We start from the raw sequence: 17192 nt of genomic DNA on the forward strand, positions 1-17192 counted from the left end.
GTACGCCGTTCGCATTACGACCGGGACGGCACATTCCATGCGCCGAGTTGCACGCGGATCGGCGCGTGATGCGATGACGTGTCATCGCGCGCGAGCAGCGTGGTGTAACCCAGGCTCACGGTGTTCGGTTCGAGCACGGGCGCGGGCATGAGATCGGGCGATACGTGCATCTCGATGACCGCCTGCGCTTCGTAGCCGAGGTAAAAGCGCAACAGGTGCATGAGATCGGCATGCATCGTTTGTCCCGGCATCAGGTCCTGTACGGACGTGGTTGAAGTGGGCGCGATGACGACGCGCACGCAGTTGCCGCAATCGAAAAAGCCGCCGCCCAGCACGCAGTGTTCACCGAGCGGCATCGGTTCGGTGTCGTCGATTGCTACCCAGGCTGGGTGGAACTCTTCGACTGAGAGCGTGGCGTCGGGTACGGCGTGCTGCAGAACGCCGGACAGGCCTTCGGCCGTGCGCGTTTTCTGGTTCACCAGGCCGAGCATCGAGAGCAGCTTGCGCGGCCCCACGGTTTCGCCGATTTCGGACGCACCGAGTCCGAGTCCGGCGAGACTCAACAACTGCGTGGAGATGGCATCGCGGCCATCGCGCTCGAAGCCGACGGGATAGCGGTACTTGCGCCAGATGCGGTAATACTGGGTGACGATGCGGTGATGAAACAGATCCAGGAACGCCGCCAGCGGTTCGGCGCCGTCGTGGTTTTGCGCGATGGTGTCGATGAAATACGACGGCATGCGCGCATCGACGCCGTACAGGCCGAGGAAAGTCGTGCGCACCGTGGGCGGTTGCGAAAGATCGTCCGGATCGCCGTGCGGATCGCATTCGACCGCATCGATTTCGCGTCCCGGAAAACCCAGCCGGAACTTCGAACGGAAACGGATCGGATCATCGCCCGGCGAGTCGGTCGTGCCGAGCAGCGGGCGATCCGGCGCGCTGCGTTCGAGCAGTTCGCAGAACCGGAAGAAGTGCATCTGCGTGGCATGGTCCCGCAACGCGGCCCACAGCGGCGGCGTATCGAGGGATGCGCGGGCGGTCAAAACGGCGCTCCTTCACCTTTGGTATCCGGCCATGCGAGTCGCTGCCCCATCGGTTGGGCGACGATGACCAGGCGCGTGTACAAGTTGAGCGTGGCGTAGAGGCCAAGAAAGCGATTCAACATGCTGCCAAAAAGCTCGACATCTCCATCACCGGCGAACGCGTGGGCGTCGAGCGTGACCTGGATCTCCACGCCGCGCAGCAAGCCGCCCTTGACGAGCTTCTGCACCGGGCGGTGACGCACGTCTGTGATCGCATCGATACGTCGGCGATTGAGTTCGCCGTCGGTCCAGTCGTACAACGCGAGCGCGCCACGCAGCAGTTGCGCATCGAGCAGCGAGAGATAATTGGGCGCCAGATGTGACAGCACACGCCAGTGAAAACGGTCACCGGTGGGCGGGTAGACGGGCCGCGTCGGCGCGACCAGGTTGCGCACCGCGCCGACGTTGGTGAATCCACCGCGCATGCGTGTGATGCCGGCTTCGCGCAGGCCTTTGCGCGGCAACATGCCGTTCGTGCCGATGACCGACAGCGACAGCGTTTCGCGCGGCAAGGTGGTTTGCTGTTCCCACGCGTGGCCGCCAAGTACCACCCACGCGTCGAAGCGCCCGGACGGGCCGCGCCGCATGCGAGTGTGGAAATACCGCTCGGGCATTTCATGCCGCAGCATGCCGCCGCGATGGCGGAACGCGCCGAAGGGCGCGTATTCGAAGCGCTGGCCGGTGCCGACTTCGAACCCTTGCACGGCATCCACCGCATAGATGTCCACGTGCGCGCCGTGACGCGCGTTCGCGACGACCCGGTAGTCGGTGTCGAACTGCGTACTGGTGATCGGATCGGCTTCCAGCTCGAACAGATTGATGATCGGCGTGCAATACAGCCGCACGTTCTCGGCGGAAAAACGCATGTCATCGGGATAGGGTTTGCGCAGCACCACTTCGACATCGACGTACGGCGCGTCTTCGGGGATCGCCTGCATGTCGAGCCCCAGCAGATCCACGAACATGAACTTCTCGGGGAACGTGAAATACTCCAGCAGGAGCTGGTAGCCGCCGAAGGCGTTATCGGCCTTCGGCCACAACCGTTCGTCCGTCGCAAAGCCCGCCGCTTGGAGACGCAGGCCCGGCATCGCGAACGGTGCACCGGGCCGATCGTCGGGGTAGCCCGGCACGCGAAGCTGCATGGCGAGTGGCTCAGCCGTCAGGGCCGCGTACAAGGTCAGCGCAACCGGGCGATCGGCATGCAGGTACAACCGCAGACGCGGCACAGTGAGTTGCGCGCGTTGCGCCTGTGGCTCGATGGCGAAACGAAAGCGCAGCACGGAGCGACCGTCATCGCGCGTGGTCGCCTGTGCTTCGGTCAGGCGCAACGGATAGAGGTCGACGGGCTGCGTGGTGCGGTAGACGCATTGCACCGTGGCGGCATCGACCTTGGTCGTGCCCAGTGCGATGGGATCGGACACCGCTTCGAGACTGGGTTCCAGTCGCTCATGCCGTTGCAACGCGCCGTAGTCCGGCAGCAGTTCCAGGATCGACAGCGACGGAATCATGCGCAGGTAGTGCGGCCACAGCATGCTGACGAGGCCCTCGGTGAGTTCCGGCAACTCGTCATCGAGCTTGTGGCGCAATCGGCCCATCAGAAACGCGAAGCCTTCGAACAGCCGCTCCACATGCGGATCGCGGTCGCCCAGGCGATCCAGGCCGAGCGCACGCGCGCGATCCGGAAACGCCTTCGCGAATTCCTTGCCTGCTTCGCGCAGGTAGCGCATTTCCGCGTCGTAGTAGCGGAGGATGTCGTTGTCGTGGGTAGGACTGGTCATAGGGGCAACGAAGTAAAAGAAGTTACTTGAGCATCACGGCGCGCGCCGGATCGATCGCGGTGAGTTCGCCGATCAGCATGTCGATGCGTTGGGTGAGCGACGCCTTGTCAGCGTCCTTGCGGTTCATCCGCGCCTTGAGTGCGCGCATCAGGTGCTGTTTGACGTCGAAGGCGAGCGCGGGCTCCCACTGCATGAGGCGATGCTGGTGCGCAATCGCGTCGAGCGACGTCAGCAGATGCGTCGCGATATCCACGCGGTCAGTGCGCTCGGCCACACGCGCCATCACGAGCTGACGCAGAAAGCGCTGCCGTTCGCTGTCGTGGCCGGGCAGCTGCTGCAGCCAGGCGAAGGCATCGTCGAGGCCTTGCTGCGTCGCCAGCGTGAGCGCTTGTGCTTCGAGATCCGCCCAATGGCTGTCGCCTTCGGTGGTCACGCTCACCGGTGCGTCACGGTCCTGGCTCGCGTCGTAGACGGTCGCGTGCCGGGCCATCCATTCGAGGGTGGTGCTGTCGGCAAAGGGCGAGCCGTCGGTGAATGACAAGTGCTCCAGTCCGGGCAGGCGTTGCAGCAGCAGGGCGCAATCCATCGCTGCCATCTCACGGATCGATGTGTAGGCGGCGCCGGCATGTTCCTGCGCGACGAAGGCGTAATGCTGCAAGTCCAGCCAGAAATGATTGGCGCCTTCGGCGAACGCCGCTTCCACGCGTTCCAGGAGTTCCGGCCATTGCTTCTGCAGCACGAGCCGCTTGAGATGCGCGCGCAGTTCCGTGCGCGGCGCGGGCAGCCGCGTTTTGCCGCTCGCTTCATGCGGCGGCACGTCGTCGAGGGTGTCCCAGCGGATGCAACGCATCAGGCGCCATGCAGCGAGGTAGCCGTTGGGCTGCTCGCGCAGAAACGCCGCCATCTGGCGCGCGCGCTCGAGCAGCTCGTGCGACGACGCAATCGCAGTTGCCGTCGGTATTGCCGACGGCGCCGAAGATGTTGCGCCGACCGACGGCATCGCGGCATCCGCCGGCAACGGCAATTCGACGCGGCTTTCGAAACGTCGAAAGAGCGGACCCAGTTCCGGACGCGTGGTATCGGGCCAGTCCGCGGTGCGTTCGCTCATCAACGCAATCGCCGAGAGCGTGCGTTCGAGCACGGGGCCGCTCAGCCCTTGCACCTGATCCAGGCGGTTGGCGAAGGTGCTGCCGGCGAGCCATTCGATGGCGGCCTTGCGGCTTTCGGCACGGGCGGGCAACAGCGTGTCGCCGAAGCGGTCGACGAGCGCCGCCAGCAACTCGAAGCCTTCGGCCACACCCTCGGCGCCGTCGCGGCGCATGCGGCTGTACACGTAGTACGCGGCAACGCGCGCATCCTTGGCGGTGTGCTTGAGCAACTGTTCCGCGGTTTGAAGGATCACATCATCGTTGACATCGCTCAGCTTGGCGACTTCGTCGCGCACGGACTGGAACGCATCGTCGTACACCGGATCGGCGCCGACGGGTGAGGACGCGCTGATCGGTTGCAGCCAGTCATCCCAATTTGAAAGCGATGCACGCGCGAGGTCGGACGGCTTGCGCGTACCGAACAGCGATTTGAGAAGATTCGTCAGCATACGTGGCGGGGATGCGCGAGCGTTGTCATTTACGGCTCCAGTTCCATCGTGTTGCCGATCACACTCACCTTGACGGGATCGGTTTGCTTCCATTGCGACCTGGGAACCACGAGCTGCCATGTGGCCTGCGAGGGATCGCGGAAAAACGCCACCACACCGACGTATTGCGTGTCGTCGGACATGGCGGTGTTCAGCGTGATCGTGGCCTTCGGTCCCAGCACGATATCCGTGCGGGTGAGGGTCTCGGCTTTCAGAACAGTGCCTGTGTCATTCAGCAGTTGCGGATAGGTCGCGGTCTCGAAGGCCTTGCAGTCTCTCAATTGATAGATGCGCATGGCAACCGGCAGTGACGCGCCGCGCTCGTCGCGATTGAGTTCGGCGCGACCTTCGACAACCAGGTTCATCCGCTTGACCTTGGCGATAAAGATCGCCCGCGCCGCATCCGCAGATGTGTCCTTGGCGGTTTGCCACGCACCGCAACCGGTCATCAGCAGCGCGGCCAGCACGAGGCCCGCGCCGGTGCGCAAGGTGGAAAAGAAAAGCGTCCTCATGGCGATGTCAGTTCGGGCGGTAGCGGCATCACGGGCACAGCTTCGTTCTTGCCGACCATGAAAATGCGCTCGGGCAACTTGAAGCCCTTGAGCTTCAGCAGATCGAGCGGCCCAGCGCCGACTTGTGTACGCAGCACGTAGTGCAACGCTTCCGCATCGGGTTGTTTCCAGGTGAGTTCGTAACGCGTGCTGTCGAGCGCCTTGACGTCGGCTTTGGCGAGAAGGCGCAGGAACGCCCAGTCGCCCGTCGCGTCGAACGCCTGCCGCACGCCGGCGTTGAGCGTCTGCCACGTCAGCGCCGAGTGGCCGTTGAGTCCATCGCCGGGCCACGCAAGCGATGTCCACATTTCCTGCTGGTTGAAATAGACGATCTGCTGTTTGTCGACCGTCAATTCCGAGCGCGTCACGTTCGGCGTTGGCTGCGGCATGATCTCGAAGTGGTAGCCCGCATTGCCTTGTGAATACAGGCGTGCGCCGAGCACCGACAGCTGCTCGATGGCCTTCAGGAACGCCGGATCAAACGCCAGCGTCTGCGGTGCCAGTCCATTCGGGACCCACTGGTCGCCTTGCTGCGCGAGTACCCCGGCCAGCTCCACGCTGAGAAAGCGTGTGATGAGACCGGTGTTGGGACGCACGTAGCGCCCCAGTTCCGCGAACGACGCGTCGGCGTTCGAATCGACAAATGGATAACGGCCATCGAACGCGCTGTTGAACGGCGCCGCAATGCTGGCGCGCCAGACGTCGTTGAGGCTCGCCGCCGCCGGTTGCAGGATCGTTTGCCATGCGCCGTCGAGGGGGCGTGCGAACAGCGCGTCGCCGAAGCCCGCCCAGGCGGAACCGAGACTGGCTGCCGTCAATGCCGCCTGCTCGCGCACCTGCGCAAGATCCGACAGCTTGCCCTGGAAGACCGCCTGCGCGAGTGAGCGCGCCATCGTTTGCGCATCGGGACTGCCGCCAATCTGCTGAAGCTTGAGTCGCATGGTGGTCGCGGAGGTGAGATAGCTTTGCAGGCTGACGCCGCTGAGCGTGGACGGCGCGTTGCCGTTTGCATTGTTCGCACCGTTGCCGGCTGTCACGCTGCTGTCGCCCATCAGGGCCAGCAGCGGGCCGAACGACGTATCGAGTGGATTGACGACCGGGCCGGCGGTTTTGTCGTCGTGGCCGAACAGCCCCTGCGCGCGTCGCACGAGCGTGTCGCCGATGGCCTGCGTCGGACGACCCGCTTGCGCCTGATATTGCACCGACTTCATCAGCGCGATCAGCGGCGAGGTTTGCGCATCGGTCAGGCGCGTGAGCTGATCGATCGCCGCGTTGAGGTTGGCGGCGGGCTGCCACTGCAAACGGTTGAGCATGTGCTGCCACGCTGCGCTGTAGTCGGCGAAGTAGCGCGCGGTAAGCCGTTGTTTCAGGTCGGTCGTATCGCGCTGCGCGTCGTCCGCCGTGGCACCGGCTGTGCGCGCCGCACCGCCCGTGAGCACCCAATCGCCTTCGACGCGGCGCTCGCTCGCCGCCTTGTCGATCGCCTCGGCGATCATGCCGTCCCACGCGGCGCGCGTGTAAATGCCCGGCACCATCGCCTGGGTCGTGAACAGTCCCTGCGCGTCAGTGCCATTGAGGAGCGTAGGTAGCGAGACGTCCGCATACTTGCCACGCACACCGGCGATAACGGATTGATAGAGGGTGTCGTCCGCATTCGCAAGGCCAATCTGGTTGACCAGTGCGCCGCGCGCGGTGGTGACCAGCGATGGCGAGGCCTGGATGCGCCAGTCGGGATGGGCTTTCAGATGGTTCGCGAAGAAACTCGCCAGGCGTTGCGCGGTGTCTTGCCATTCGCCGGTGGGCATCGACGTCACCATCGGCCAGACGTTCGCCATCTGGCTGGCGAGGAAGCCTGCATCGGTGCGCGCTGGCTCGGCCAGCATCAGATACACCTTGAGGGCGTTGTAGTTGCGGTGCTGGACATCGCCGTCTTGCAACGCATCGGCGCGCACCTTGCCGAGATCGGCAAGGGTGGTTTCGAGGCTGAGCTGCACGGGCGCGGTGAGCAGCGCGCGGCTCCCGGCGGCATAACGCGTCCACAGTGCATCGAGTGTTTGGCGATCGTGATTGAGGCCGAAACCGCGTAAGCTCGGCGCGTGATGGCGCGCCCGCTCTTCGTACACGCTGATGCGTTGCTGCAAGGCCAGCAGCGCGTGCAGGCGTGCCGCATCGTCATTCTTGTTCAACGACTGCACGGCCGTTTGTGAACGATGAAGATCATGGGCATTGGCGAAGGCGGAGATCAGCATGCCGCTTGTCCAGAGACCGACGAGCGAAAGAGTGATTACCGAACACACGGTGATCGGATGCATGCCCACGCGCCGGCCTCGACCCCGTCGTGTCAGGCTGCCCAGGTGCGACCAGACGGGCAGGGTAAGGCTGCTCGACGCGTCGGTCGCCTCGGGGGATTGGGCGGGGAAGGGCGCGAAGAAAACACCACACACCGACACGCGGCGCGCGGCGAGGCTGGCGATCCAGATGGCCAGCAAACTCGCCCGTCCGTCGAGACGCTCGGAAAGCTTCGCGGTGTAAAGATCGTTGGGGTCGGCGCCCAGGTGTCGCACGCCAAGCCGGGCCAACTGGTCGCGCAAGGTGAGCATGTCGGCTTCGATCGGTTTCGCGCCCGCATCCGCTTTGAACTCGCACCCAGCGATGGCGGTGTGGCCGTCGTTGACGTCATCGACCTGTGCCACGTCGAGCACATAGACCGGTGCGGACCAGCGCAGCGTCTGTGCGATGTGTGTGAGGTTGACATCGGGAGCGCGCATGCCTCGCGCTGGTGCGAATTTATCTTCGATGCCGTTGACGACCAGCACCACGCCATCGATCGGACGGCGACGGCGCATCGTGCAAAGCTGCTTCAGCCACGCTTCGTTTGGTTGTCCATTCGCATCACCAGCTTGCCACAGCAGGAGGACGTCGTCGGTGATCACGTAGCCGTGTTCGGTCAGCTCGGGTAGTAGCCGTGCGATGGTTTTTTCGTTGCCAGTGAGCAGTAGCCACGGTTGGCGGTAACGCCAGCGCCAACCGTGGCGTTCGCGTAGGACGTGCTTCAGCTCGTCCTGCCAACGTCGCTCGACGATGATGGTGTGGGGGGTCTTCATCGCGCCAACGCGCGCTGCCGTGTCGCGGATGTAGCGATCCGTGTCACGGTGAGGTGCGTGGCGTGCCGCCCAATGCCACGCGGCCGTCAGCAAACCTCGCCCGGACAGCAGAACGGCGCCTATCAGCAGCACAACAAGTACCCTCACGAGAGGGGAGGGATGCAGCGCTGCACCTTGATACCACGCAGCCACGGCCGCACCGGCCGTGATCACGAGTATGACTATCCAATAGCCCGATAACTTCCGAATGCTCATCCCTGCTGTCCTGACTCCATGATGGTTGTGGCGGGTTGAATGACAGTCACGCGAAGCGTGGTTTGTCGTGTCGCCACAGCTTGTGGTCTCTGCGTGTGAGACGTGTGTTCAACGGCCAGCGCAAGAGCTAGCCACGCAGAGGCAACGCCTGCGTGACCAACGGCCGCGTCAACATCGTATATCCCGCCACCGTCTTCTGATTGCGAAAGACCAAGGGACAGGTCGGCTGCTGTTTGCATTAACGCCGACCGATCTGAAGGCTCAAGTCCCGTCTGCCACAGATCATGGATCTTGGTCGCTTCGCTATTACCCCACTGGATGGCTCGTGACATCGCCTCGTTCACGTTGTCTTTTTCCTCCTGCACGGGACGATGCAAGAGAGCACTCGCCGTCAGCCCTTTCCGTTCGGTGAGGGGTGCCCAACCGAGCAGCAGCGCAGCGACCGCTTCGGCGCTGTTTGCCGGTGGCTTATCATGCAGTTGTGCGGCCACGAACAAAGCAAATTTCTCGAGTCCAGGGCCGCCTCGAATATCCAGCCAGGCATCGAGCGCCATGACGCCCAGTTCCTGCGGAACTAGGGTAGTTTCAACAGACTGAAATCCGGCGGATTGCCAACAGTCTCGCCATGCCTCAACGATGCCGTCATGGACTGCATCCGTCGGCAGTTGCAGATGCACCTCGAGTGGCACTTTGGTGGGGAGTTGGTGAAGCGATGGGCCTATGTGTTGCAATAAGCCATCAAAACAAGACCGATAGCGGTTGAGTAACGATGTTTGGTTGAACTGCGACAGGGCTGTATGGCGAATCGCAAATTTACCGTTGGCAGGGCGGTGTGCTTCAAGTCGGGACTGACGCGCCACGATCTTTTCCGCAGCATTATTCTCAAAGGCGCAGACATAAGTGCTCGCAAGTACAGCCAGCGGTTCGCGCGCAAATTGAATGGCCTTTGCCGTGTCCTCTGCCAGCACATCATCCTCAGCCTGAAGGCGGGCGGTTTCTTGCTCGCAGTAATGTAGACGCAATCCGTATGCGAGCAGACTGGCAAGCGCAGGAAATCCGAGCAGGCGTAGCCAGAACCAAACGGTGTTGGTGGGTTCGCCTTTGGGCCAAGTCAGGAGCGTCGATACCGCGCCGCCAACGACAATGACGATGGACACGATCAACCACACAACAGGTCTAGGAGGTTGTGGTGGTGCGGTGTCTCCCTTTGGGGTGGGTAATTCAACCGGCATGAGCGCAGTGTTACGTGAGGCTGGAGATCACGCGACATCCACATGTCGCGCGATAGCCGTGTCGTGCAAGAGAGATGCCGTGATCGGTCATGGACTCATCGCCGTCGATGATGCGGTTGGGACGGACATCGGGGTGTTTCGGGCAGGATACTTCATCGCCTTTGCGAGCCAAAGGTCGCCCGTCGTAGTCCATGGTGGACGATGCACTGATGACTTTGCCGCCGTGATCCGTGGCGTCGCCAAGACGAATGAAATCCATTTTCTCTACCTCGCGTCACATCTGAAATGTTGGGGGTAAGCGCGAGACGGCCAATAGTGCGGTATGTCACCAGTGCCCGCTTCCTTCACGCCTTCTGCCTTATCTGTTGGTCACTTTTATGGTTTAGGACGTACTGCATTTGCTCGCGGTTGAACGGACGAGATGATGGCGTCCCACAGCGCCATAGCTTCGCGCGGCGTTAGTGACGAGTCGACGTATTCGCGTTTGTCAGGGGGTTGCCCGCCGGCTCGCAATTTCATTGACAGGAAAGGCCGTGACAGTGTGGGATCAGAGTGCATGGATTCAGTCCGAAAAAGCAAAACACGCTTGTCGTGATCGTCAGTGCCCTTGACTAACCATTCTTGTCCCTTCATGCCGGCCATGGCGATGTTGCCTTTGCGTATCACATCAACCTCGAATCGACTCTCGGTATGAGTGGCGCGTTCGAGGAGCGGTTTCTCGTCTCCATCAGGTGTCAGCGCCTTGCTGTAGATGGTGATAAGCAAATCAGGATATTTCTCCGTTTTAAGATAGAGTTGAGCGGCCTCTTCGTCGTTGTCGCTATCGATCACCACGGGACCAAGACAGAAGCCCGGGCCGGCCGTCTCGGGATCGTCCACAGCGCGAATCTGGCTCGCGACCTTGAATAAACGTGCAGCCACTTGTTCAGGCGTTTCCACTTTGCCATTCGGGGCGTAACGACCAGCCTCGGGAACGCCTTCATAAGAGTCTGCCTTTAGGATCAGTTGAGTTTTTCCGACCAGCAGATGTAGCTCATGATCACTTCCGGTCGCACTTATGAGATCCCCCTGCTTGCGCAAATAGATCATGTTGTTTTCGAGAAAACGGTAGTCAAGAAGCATCGATTTTTTGGTCTGCCGATTCTTGTCCCCCTGATCGATCTCTCTCGCCGTGGCATTCATTTGATTGCGCATGGATTCGAGCGTGGCATCCAGTGATTCGATTCGCACGTCGACCGTTTGGTAGTTTTCGTCCAGGCCGTAGTACAGCGTGACGTAGCCGCCGAACGTCATGTCCTGCGGTACGTTCATGACGAAGCGTCCGACGCAAACGGGTTTCATGTGGGTGGTCAAGTCCGCGATCATCTGTTTTTCCTTGGACGTCGGACCGCATGCGGTCAATGAAACGATGAGTAGAGCGCTGAGCGCATGCCGCCAAAACACTTTCATGCCGTTACCTTGGCCTTGGCTGCGATCTTCTGTAGCGCATACAACGCGAAGAGATGTGCTGTCATATGGTGATACGCCGGCTCATGCTCGATACATGGAATGCCAAGTTGCTGTTGGATGGCGGCACCACCACTACGATCGACTTCTACCGGTCGATGAAGCAGGGCTTGGTACGTCAGTCCTTTTCGTTTCGTGAGCGGTGCCCAGCCAAGCAGTAGCGCAATCGCGGCTTCACCGCTATTGGCGGGAGGGATGTCATGAAGTTGCACGGCAACGAATAGGGCGAATTTCTCCAGCGCGGGGCCGCCCGGAATATCGAGCAATTCATCGAGTGCCAAAATGCCTTGCTCGGACGAAAGGAACGATGCTTCCACTGGAGGGTGCTTCTCTGCATTCCAGCAGTGTTGCCAAAGGTCACGGATGTCGTCGTGTGGAGCGTCAGGAGGCAACTGCAGATAGACCTCGAGCGGTGCCCGGCCAGGAAACTGCAGTAGTGACGTGTTGATGCGGCGCAGTAACACGATGAAACACGCTCCGAGTCGCTCCATCTGCGTGATGCCTTCAACGGATACCGAGGTGTGCCGAATCGAGGCAGCGCCAGTTATGGCATCTCTCGATCCGAGTTTGACATGGCCACCCGCAATCTGTCCGGCGACCTCGTTGTTACCCATGGCGCACAGATAGCCCACGTCCAGAACTACCAAGGGCTCCTGGGCGAATTCGACGGCTTTGTCACGGTCTTCAGTCAAAGCATCGTTTTCGGCACGAAGGCGAGCGGTTTCCTGATCGTGATAGAGCAGACGCAAACCGTAGAGGAAGGACCAGGCCAAGGCCGGGAAGGCCAACAGGCGAATCCAGAACCACGCTGTATTGGTCGGCTCCCCTTTGGGCCATGTCAGCAATGTGGAAATCACTCCCGTCAACATGATGATGACAAACGCCGCCAGCCAGACGATCAGTCTAGGTGGCGATGGGGGCGTGGTATCCCACTGTGCGGAAGGCAGTTCGACGGGCATGAAACGATGGTCAGTTCAGGCTGGATATCAAGTGACAACCGCATGTTGCGCGATGCCCTTCGCGGGCAACGGGAATCCTTCCATCGGTAGTCTTGGAGTCACCCTCGATGATTCGATTCGGTCGAACATCTGGGTGCTTGGGACATGACACTTCGTCGCCTTTGCGTGCGACGAAGCGGCCTCGCATGCGCATCTTCCTCGATGCACTTATTACTTTCCCGCCGTGGTCGGTGCTGTCGCCGAGTCGAATTAACTTGCTCATGAAGTTTGCCGCTCCGTTGTAAAGAGTTATGCCAATTCCATGGCTGCATCTGAGGTAGACACCGCACCAGGAGCAGGAAATGCGGTCTCGGAGGATGCCATTTTTGCGGGACTGCGCTCGTTCTGGAAAATGTTTCGGTAGCGGAGGTAGCCGCCGGTTACCCGGTAGGGTTCGAGAAATCCCGCACGCGAGTCGTGAACATAGTCGTCCATAAACGTTCGAACAGACTCGTGGAGCCTCGCATGATCGTTGATGGCTCCAAGCAACTCGATGGTCGTGGCGTCCACCGGTTGAGTCGGGTCGTCATAGAAAAGCCGATAAAGCCTTGTGGTGGGCAAAATACCGAGCACGTCGGGTGAGCCGCTGTCAGTTATACGCATGCGTTCACGTACTTCGGCGACCTGCTTGGCCAGACCATCCTGGGCAGCAGCGAGTTCTTTTTGATCGTTCCTATTTGCGCGCTGATAAAAGCCGCGGGTGCTAAGAGCTTGCCAGCGCTCCATCAGGCTGCCGCGCCATTGCAGATATTGGTGCGTATGTTGGTGAACGAGATCACGGGTGGCTTCTGTGCCGGAGGCGCTTCCGATGCCACAGTCTCGCCAGAATGCGTTATAGGCCTTGACGAGTTCCGGAGGAATAAAAAAGTCGTTCTTCAGGTCGGGACGTCCTTCAATCTCCTCTCTGGAACGCAAGGGGACTCCTGCCTTGAATGCCTCGTAGTGCATGTCGTTCAGAGGGATTTGCGATAGTTGTGACACCTTGCCTTGCTCGGTAGGTAAATAACCGCCGCCCACGTCCGAGTGCATGCCCGGATAAACGACCTGTCGTACATTCGCCGCCGTTTCCAGCGGAAAACAGGCGCGCTGTTCGTGCAACGCGACGAAGTGGACGCACTGCTCCACAGCAGGAGGTATGCGCATGTTGCCGTCCGCCCACGCCAGATGGCCGTCGATGCCCGGGATGGCGTTAGGAATGCCGACGGAGGCGACCGTATCGAACAGTCCCGTGAAATAGATGCGTAGTGGTACGCCTGCTAACGCGTATCCGCCATCGTTTTGCCTCAACAGCTCGCTTAGCCAATTGACAAAGGCTCTTGCCTCAGCGGATCCGCGCGAGAAGCCGAACACAGCGACGTTGATCTGCGTGATTTTGCGTTGACTTCCTTTAACGACGGCGGTGAGTTTTTCTTCCCAATTGCGCAATACCATTCGGCGATAGCCGTTCTCGAAGGAAAGTGCGCCAACTGCCGAGCTTATATTGTTGACAATGGTTTTCGCTTGGTCGTCACCAATTAGATCGATATCGGTCAGATAGTGATGAACAGCGTTATAGATACGGGTGATGCCCCAATTTATGCGGTCTGCACCCATATAGCCGCTGACGCCGCCCAGATTACGCTGACCGTGCGCGAGGAGACCACCATAACGATCGCCGATTTGCTCGAAAGGCGTGCCGACGCCGGGGATGTAATAGGGAAAAAAACCGTTATCAGGTTCGGCGATGGCAGCGCTGTAGAGCCTCGCAACATTACTGTGCTTGCCTAGCTCTTCTTGTTTGCCCAGAGTTCCGGGTTCCTTCCAATCCATGTTGTTGCCGGTGCCGTCAAAGAACACCGTGACGTAAACCTGGCCCTGACATTGCGCGGACTCTTTGCTCTCAATACAGGTCAAGGCGCGTTGTCTCTGCGCCATTTCTCGAGGTGACAGTGTGCGGTACCCGTCCGCGGGCATTGGATCGGGCATGGATAGTGCGATAGACATATGTGTGGTCCTTATAGCCTCAACAGTATTTCACATCTTGGCTTCGTCACCCTTGAGGGGGTAATCGGGGTGCCTTGGGTAATACATTGTGACGAAGACTTTGATATCGCCATTGCGAAGGAAATGAACGGAAAAATGTCCTCCATCTGCTGATGTGTAAGGAGGGACTTCGACGACTCGTTCCTGCGTTTCCCTATCCACCCCGCCCCAACGCACGGTGACAGTCATCCCTGGCATGTATTTACGTGGAATGGAGGCGCAGCAGGCGAAGCCACCTTGCTCATGTTTTCCAAGATATCCCCCCCCACCATTGGCGACCGCAAACCAGCCGATATCTTGGTTTGTATGGTTATAGCCGACGACATCCAAACCCATGGTGTCGTCGCTGGCTCGGCAACTCGATAAAAACAGACACAGCAAAACAGTAGTGAGTAGTCGCACCGTTACTTTACTGGACGAGCGTGTGCGATAACTACGATAACTGTTGACAAGCATCGAGCCGGTAATGGGTAGCGTTGCAGACATGATTGTGGTCCTTATAACGTCAACAGGCGCATTACAACGTGGGGCTCTGTTTCCATTTGCTGAAACAGGTTGAGGTGTGTGTTGTCGTGGCAGAGGCCATGTGAACGCCCTTTGCCCTCATCGGGTCTTTCGTCAAGCGTGGTTTAGGGAGACCATCGTGAGTAACAAATCCACTGTTTGTGCAAGACAGGCTCGTATCCCTTTTTCGCCATACATTTCTCTTTGGGTTCTTGGGAGCCTATGTGTGAATAGTAATCGGCCATCTCCTCCAATCTTTGCACGGACGTGCCTGGCTTGATGGGGTAGTCCGACTCGCATTCGGTTGGTACTCCCGGAGGGCCTTGTGTGCACATGCAGGCAATTTCGTCGCGAAGCAATTCGTCCCTGTTGCGTTGTCCTTTCTGGGTTGGCCACTCCCAACGGGTTTGCAAATCTTGGATGTGTTCGCCGAGAATGCAGAAGGACGGCCCGTACAGCGATTCGTAAAGCCAGAAAGCTAGCGCCGTAAAAAGGCCAAGGGCAGCAATCGCAAGTAGGAGCCTTCTATTTTTGACTGCGTCTTTCATGGTGCGATGTGCTGTTTTGCATTGTTTTGCATAAAACGAACGCTTGGCGAGGCGAGCCGAAACCTTCGCGTTGCTTGCCTACACGTTCTGCTGCTCTCGAAAATGTGAATCCCGCTCATGTCATGGCTCCTTCAACAGTTCCGTGTGATGCTCCCACAAAGGCTTGCCGGTACTCCAAACGCTCTCAGGCAAGGTGTTGAATTGGTATGAAAAGGATTGCTGGCGAGCGGTTAATGACGCAAAAAGTTCCGTAATGCATGGGTGTTCGATGAAGGCACCAGAGGAGTAGAGCGCGAGCATTAGAAGCTGAAGCTGTTCGGCCGTCTTGCTTAGACCGTTCAATCGAGCCATTTGCCAATGCTTTTGAACGAAGGGATAGAGTACATGCTGCGGTACACGGTCAATTTCTGCGCGGATGGTTTTGCGCAGCTCGAAGATCAAGGCGTCGGGTTCTGCAGCAGAGAACAGCTGATCGGCTTGATGCTCATCAAGTTGCAGTGGAAAACTCAGGGCTTGAGGCGTTGTCATGTCGCGTTCTGGAAGTACGTGTTCCTGCTCGATGCCAAACCGATCGATGCTGGTCCATCGCGTGATGTTGCGTGTAAAGAACATGCGCTGTTCCGCCGTCAGGACGTTCAGCCAGACGGGCAAGATGCGGGTGTCATACCATCGCATCAGCATGGATCGTCCATCCGGCATTTCAATCAGATGGAATTGAGCGAGATGTTCGGTCAATGAGAGCAACGGTAGCGTTGATTCGAGCACGCTGACACACGGTTTCAGCTGGCCAATTCGAGTCGTTTCTTCAGTCACCTTTCGGGTCGCTTCGCCGTCAGTCGTGACATCGATGAGTAGCGGTGCTATTTCAGGGAGCGCTTCTTCGGCGTGCCCCTCAAATAGGGAGCGACATAGCACGTTCCATTGCTGCAATTTCTGGTGAAACCGCGGATGCTGGCAGGAATCGAGAAGGATGTAGCGGAACATGGCGGGTCACCTAGCTGACGTACACGCCGGGAGCTCCTCGACGCATGGCGTCGATCAGGCAGCTCTTGCAGGTGGTTCGGGGAAACTGTGGCAGCGGTATGGTTTCAGAAGCCGGTTCAACGGTGTCCCAGAAAGCACATTTTTCTAGGATGTCACCGGGCGAAACGTTCTCGATGCGATTACCATTGATGCGGATATACGAGCCGCCGGCGCCGATCCACACTTCCTTGGAAGCGGAAAGCACGAGCCGACCGTTGGTGCTAGTAATGGTGAGGTCTTTGAGGGCGGCGAGGGCCATTTCGTCGCCCTGGGCTTGAATCTCCACCTTGCCCTGGTTGGCAAAGAGTTTCATGCCAAGCTTTTGCGCGAACAGGCTGATCTTCTCGCCAGCAGCGACGGTGAATCGGCGCAGCACTCCCATGTCGGCGTTTTCGCCCGCAGTGAACGTGAGGTTGTGTCCGGCGCTGTGCTGGATCGTCTCAGGTGAGGTGAGGGCGATGGAGGAACTCGCGGACAGCAATATGACCGCTTGCTGCAGGTCCTTGATCTGCTTCTGCAGGACCTCGTTCATGGCCTTGGCATCGGCGGCATCGGCTTGGGCTGTCTGCGCGGCTTGCGCCAGTTGCTCCATCTGAGACTGGGCGGCGATAAGCTGCTCCAACGCTTCCCGCATATCGAGCTGCTTGCCTTTTGCGTTCGGGCGGTCATTGGACGAAACGAACAAACCACCGCCAGCGCGCACGGCACCGTAGGCGGAGGTACGCAGTTCAAACCCTTCGCCGCGCTTCTGCCGTTGCCCGTCGACCATATGGCCGAGCGTGAGCTGACTCTTGCCGGAATGCTCTGTCGACAGCTTGACATGCTCCTGGCCTTCCCAGTCTTCCATCTCCAGCTTGTTGTCGGCCTGCGTGCGAATCACGTTGCGCGACATCCAGCGATCCTGATTGGTGATCAGGTCGACAGATTGGCTGTGGTGGTGGAACGCCGCGATG

General features: G+C 59.7%; 14 protein-coding genes. All 14 read right to left on the minus strand.

The window, feature by feature from the left end:
- Positions 1 to 14: 14 nt before the first annotated feature.
- On the minus strand, positions 15 to 1043 hold the full coding sequence (gene tssG, locus ACTHNE_RS05505) for a type VI secretion system baseplate subunit TssG (RefSeq protein WP_324937203.1): 1029 nt from the start codon (positions 1041 to 1043) through the stop codon (positions 15 to 17).
- Positions 1040 to 2860: a type VI secretion system baseplate subunit TssF gene (tssF, locus tag ACTHNE_RS05510; protein WP_324937204.1), complete on the minus strand. Its 1821-nt coding sequence runs from the start codon at positions 2858 to 2860 to the stop codon at positions 1040 to 1042. Before tssF ends, tssG begins: the two co-directional genes overlap by 4 nt.
- A gap of 22 nt (positions 2861 to 2882) precedes the next feature.
- A complete protein-coding gene (tssA, locus tag ACTHNE_RS05515; RefSeq protein WP_324937206.1) occupies positions 2883 to 4457 on the minus strand; it encodes a type VI secretion system protein TssA in 1575 nt (524 codons plus the stop codon).
- A 29-nt stretch (positions 4458 to 4486) separates the two neighbouring features.
- Positions 4487 to 4984 (minus strand): type VI secretion system lipoprotein TssJ, encoded by a 498-nt coding sequence (gene tssJ / locus ACTHNE_RS05520; protein WP_440268723.1) that lies wholly within the window; start codon positions 4982 to 4984, stop codon positions 4487 to 4489.
- A gap of 20 nt (positions 4985 to 5004) precedes the next feature.
- A complete protein-coding gene (locus ACTHNE_RS05525) occupies positions 5005 to 8151 on the minus strand; it encodes an ImcF-related family protein (protein WP_324937210.1) in 3147 nt (1048 codons plus the stop codon).
- Between the two features lie 251 nt (positions 8152 to 8402).
- A complete protein-coding gene (locus ACTHNE_RS05530) occupies positions 8403 to 9563 on the minus strand; it encodes a hypothetical protein (protein ID WP_324937212.1) in 1161 nt (386 codons plus the stop codon).
- An 85-nt stretch (positions 9564 to 9648) separates the two neighbouring features.
- Positions 9649 to 9897 carry a PAAR domain-containing protein gene (locus ACTHNE_RS05535; protein ID WP_324937214.1) on the minus strand — a complete coding sequence of 83 codons (249 nt, stop codon included), beginning with the start codon at positions 9895 to 9897 and terminating at the stop codon, positions 9649 to 9651.
- 116 nt (positions 9898 to 10013) lie between these two features.
- Positions 10014 to 11087: a T6SS immunity protein Tli4 family protein gene (locus ACTHNE_RS05540; protein WP_324937217.1), complete on the minus strand. Its 1074-nt coding sequence runs from the start codon at positions 11085 to 11087 to the stop codon at positions 10014 to 10016.
- Positions 11084 to 12103 carry a hypothetical protein gene (locus tag ACTHNE_RS05545; RefSeq protein ID WP_324937219.1) on the minus strand — a complete coding sequence of 340 codons (1020 nt, stop codon included), beginning with the start codon at positions 12101 to 12103 and terminating at the stop codon, positions 11084 to 11086. The genes ACTHNE_RS05540 and ACTHNE_RS05545 overlap by 4 nt, the downstream gene beginning before the upstream one ends.
- Before the next feature lie 10 nt (positions 12104 to 12113).
- On the minus strand, positions 12114 to 12365 hold the full coding sequence (locus ACTHNE_RS05550) for a PAAR domain-containing protein (protein ID WP_414649685.1): 252 nt from the start codon (positions 12363 to 12365) through the stop codon (positions 12114 to 12116).
- Between the two features lie 26 nt (positions 12366 to 12391).
- The gene (locus ACTHNE_RS05555) at positions 12392 to 14125 is read right to left on the minus strand and encodes a T6SS phospholipase effector Tle1-like catalytic domain-containing protein (protein ID WP_324937221.1); all 1734 of its coding nucleotides are present in this window, start codon (positions 14123 to 14125) and stop codon (positions 12392 to 12394) included.
- A 30-nt stretch (positions 14126 to 14155) separates the two neighbouring features.
- Complete coding sequence (locus ACTHNE_RS05560) at positions 14156 to 14650, minus strand: DUF3304 domain-containing protein (protein WP_324937223.1); 495 nt, start codon at positions 14648 to 14650, stop codon at positions 14156 to 14158.
- 686 nt (positions 14651 to 15336) lie between these two features.
- Positions 15337 to 16200 carry a DUF4123 domain-containing protein gene (locus tag ACTHNE_RS05565; protein WP_440268724.1) on the minus strand — a complete coding sequence of 288 codons (864 nt, stop codon included), beginning with the start codon at positions 16198 to 16200 and terminating at the stop codon, positions 15337 to 15339.
- A gap of 10 nt (positions 16201 to 16210) precedes the next feature.
- The coding region (locus ACTHNE_RS05570) for a DUF2345 domain-containing protein (protein WP_440268725.1) at positions 16211 to 17192 on the minus strand (982 nt) is incomplete at its 5' end.

It is taken from the genome of Dyella sp. (assembly GCF_051954575.1).
Lineage (GTDB): Bacteria > Pseudomonadota > Gammaproteobacteria > Xanthomonadales > Rhodanobacteraceae > Dyella_B.

What these genes read in the sequence shown, in the direction of transcription:
- tssF (WP_324937204.1), bottom strand. Translation starts at nt 2,860, where the DNA reads ATGACCAGTCCTACCCACGACAACGACATCCTCCGCTACTACGACGCG.
- tssA (WP_324937206.1), bottom strand. Translation starts at nt 4,457, where the DNA reads ATGCTGACGAATCTTCTCAAATCGCTGTTCGGTACGCGCAAGCCGTCC.
- ACTHNE_RS05525 (WP_324937210.1), bottom strand. Translation starts at nt 8,151, where the DNA reads ATGAAGACCCCCCACACCATCATCGTCGAGCGACGTTGGCAGGACGAG.
- ACTHNE_RS05535 (WP_324937214.1), bottom strand. Translation starts at nt 9,897, where the DNA reads ATGGATTTCATTCGTCTTGGCGACGCCACGGATCACGGCGGCAAAGTC.
- ACTHNE_RS05540 (WP_324937217.1), bottom strand. Translation starts at nt 11,087, where the DNA reads ATGAAAGTGTTTTGGCGGCATGCGCTCAGCGCTCTACTCATCGTTTCA.
- ACTHNE_RS05545 (WP_324937219.1), bottom strand. Translation starts at nt 12,103, where the DNA reads ATGCCCGTCGAACTGCCTTCCGCACAGTGGGATACCACGCCCCCATCG.
- ACTHNE_RS05550 (WP_414649685.1), bottom strand. Translation starts at nt 12,365, where the DNA reads ATGAGCAAGTTAATTCGACTCGGCGACAGCACCGACCACGGCGGGAAA.
- ACTHNE_RS05555 (WP_324937221.1), bottom strand. Translation starts at nt 14,125, where the DNA reads ATGTCTATCGCACTATCCATGCCCGATCCAATGCCCGCGGACGGGTAC.
- ACTHNE_RS05560 (WP_324937223.1), bottom strand. Translation starts at nt 14,650, where the DNA reads ATGTCTGCAACGCTACCCATTACCGGCTCGATGCTTGTCAACAGTTAT.
- ACTHNE_RS05565 (WP_440268724.1), bottom strand. Translation starts at nt 16,200, where the DNA reads ATGTTCCGCTACATCCTTCTCGATTCCTGCCAGCATCCGCGGTTTCAC.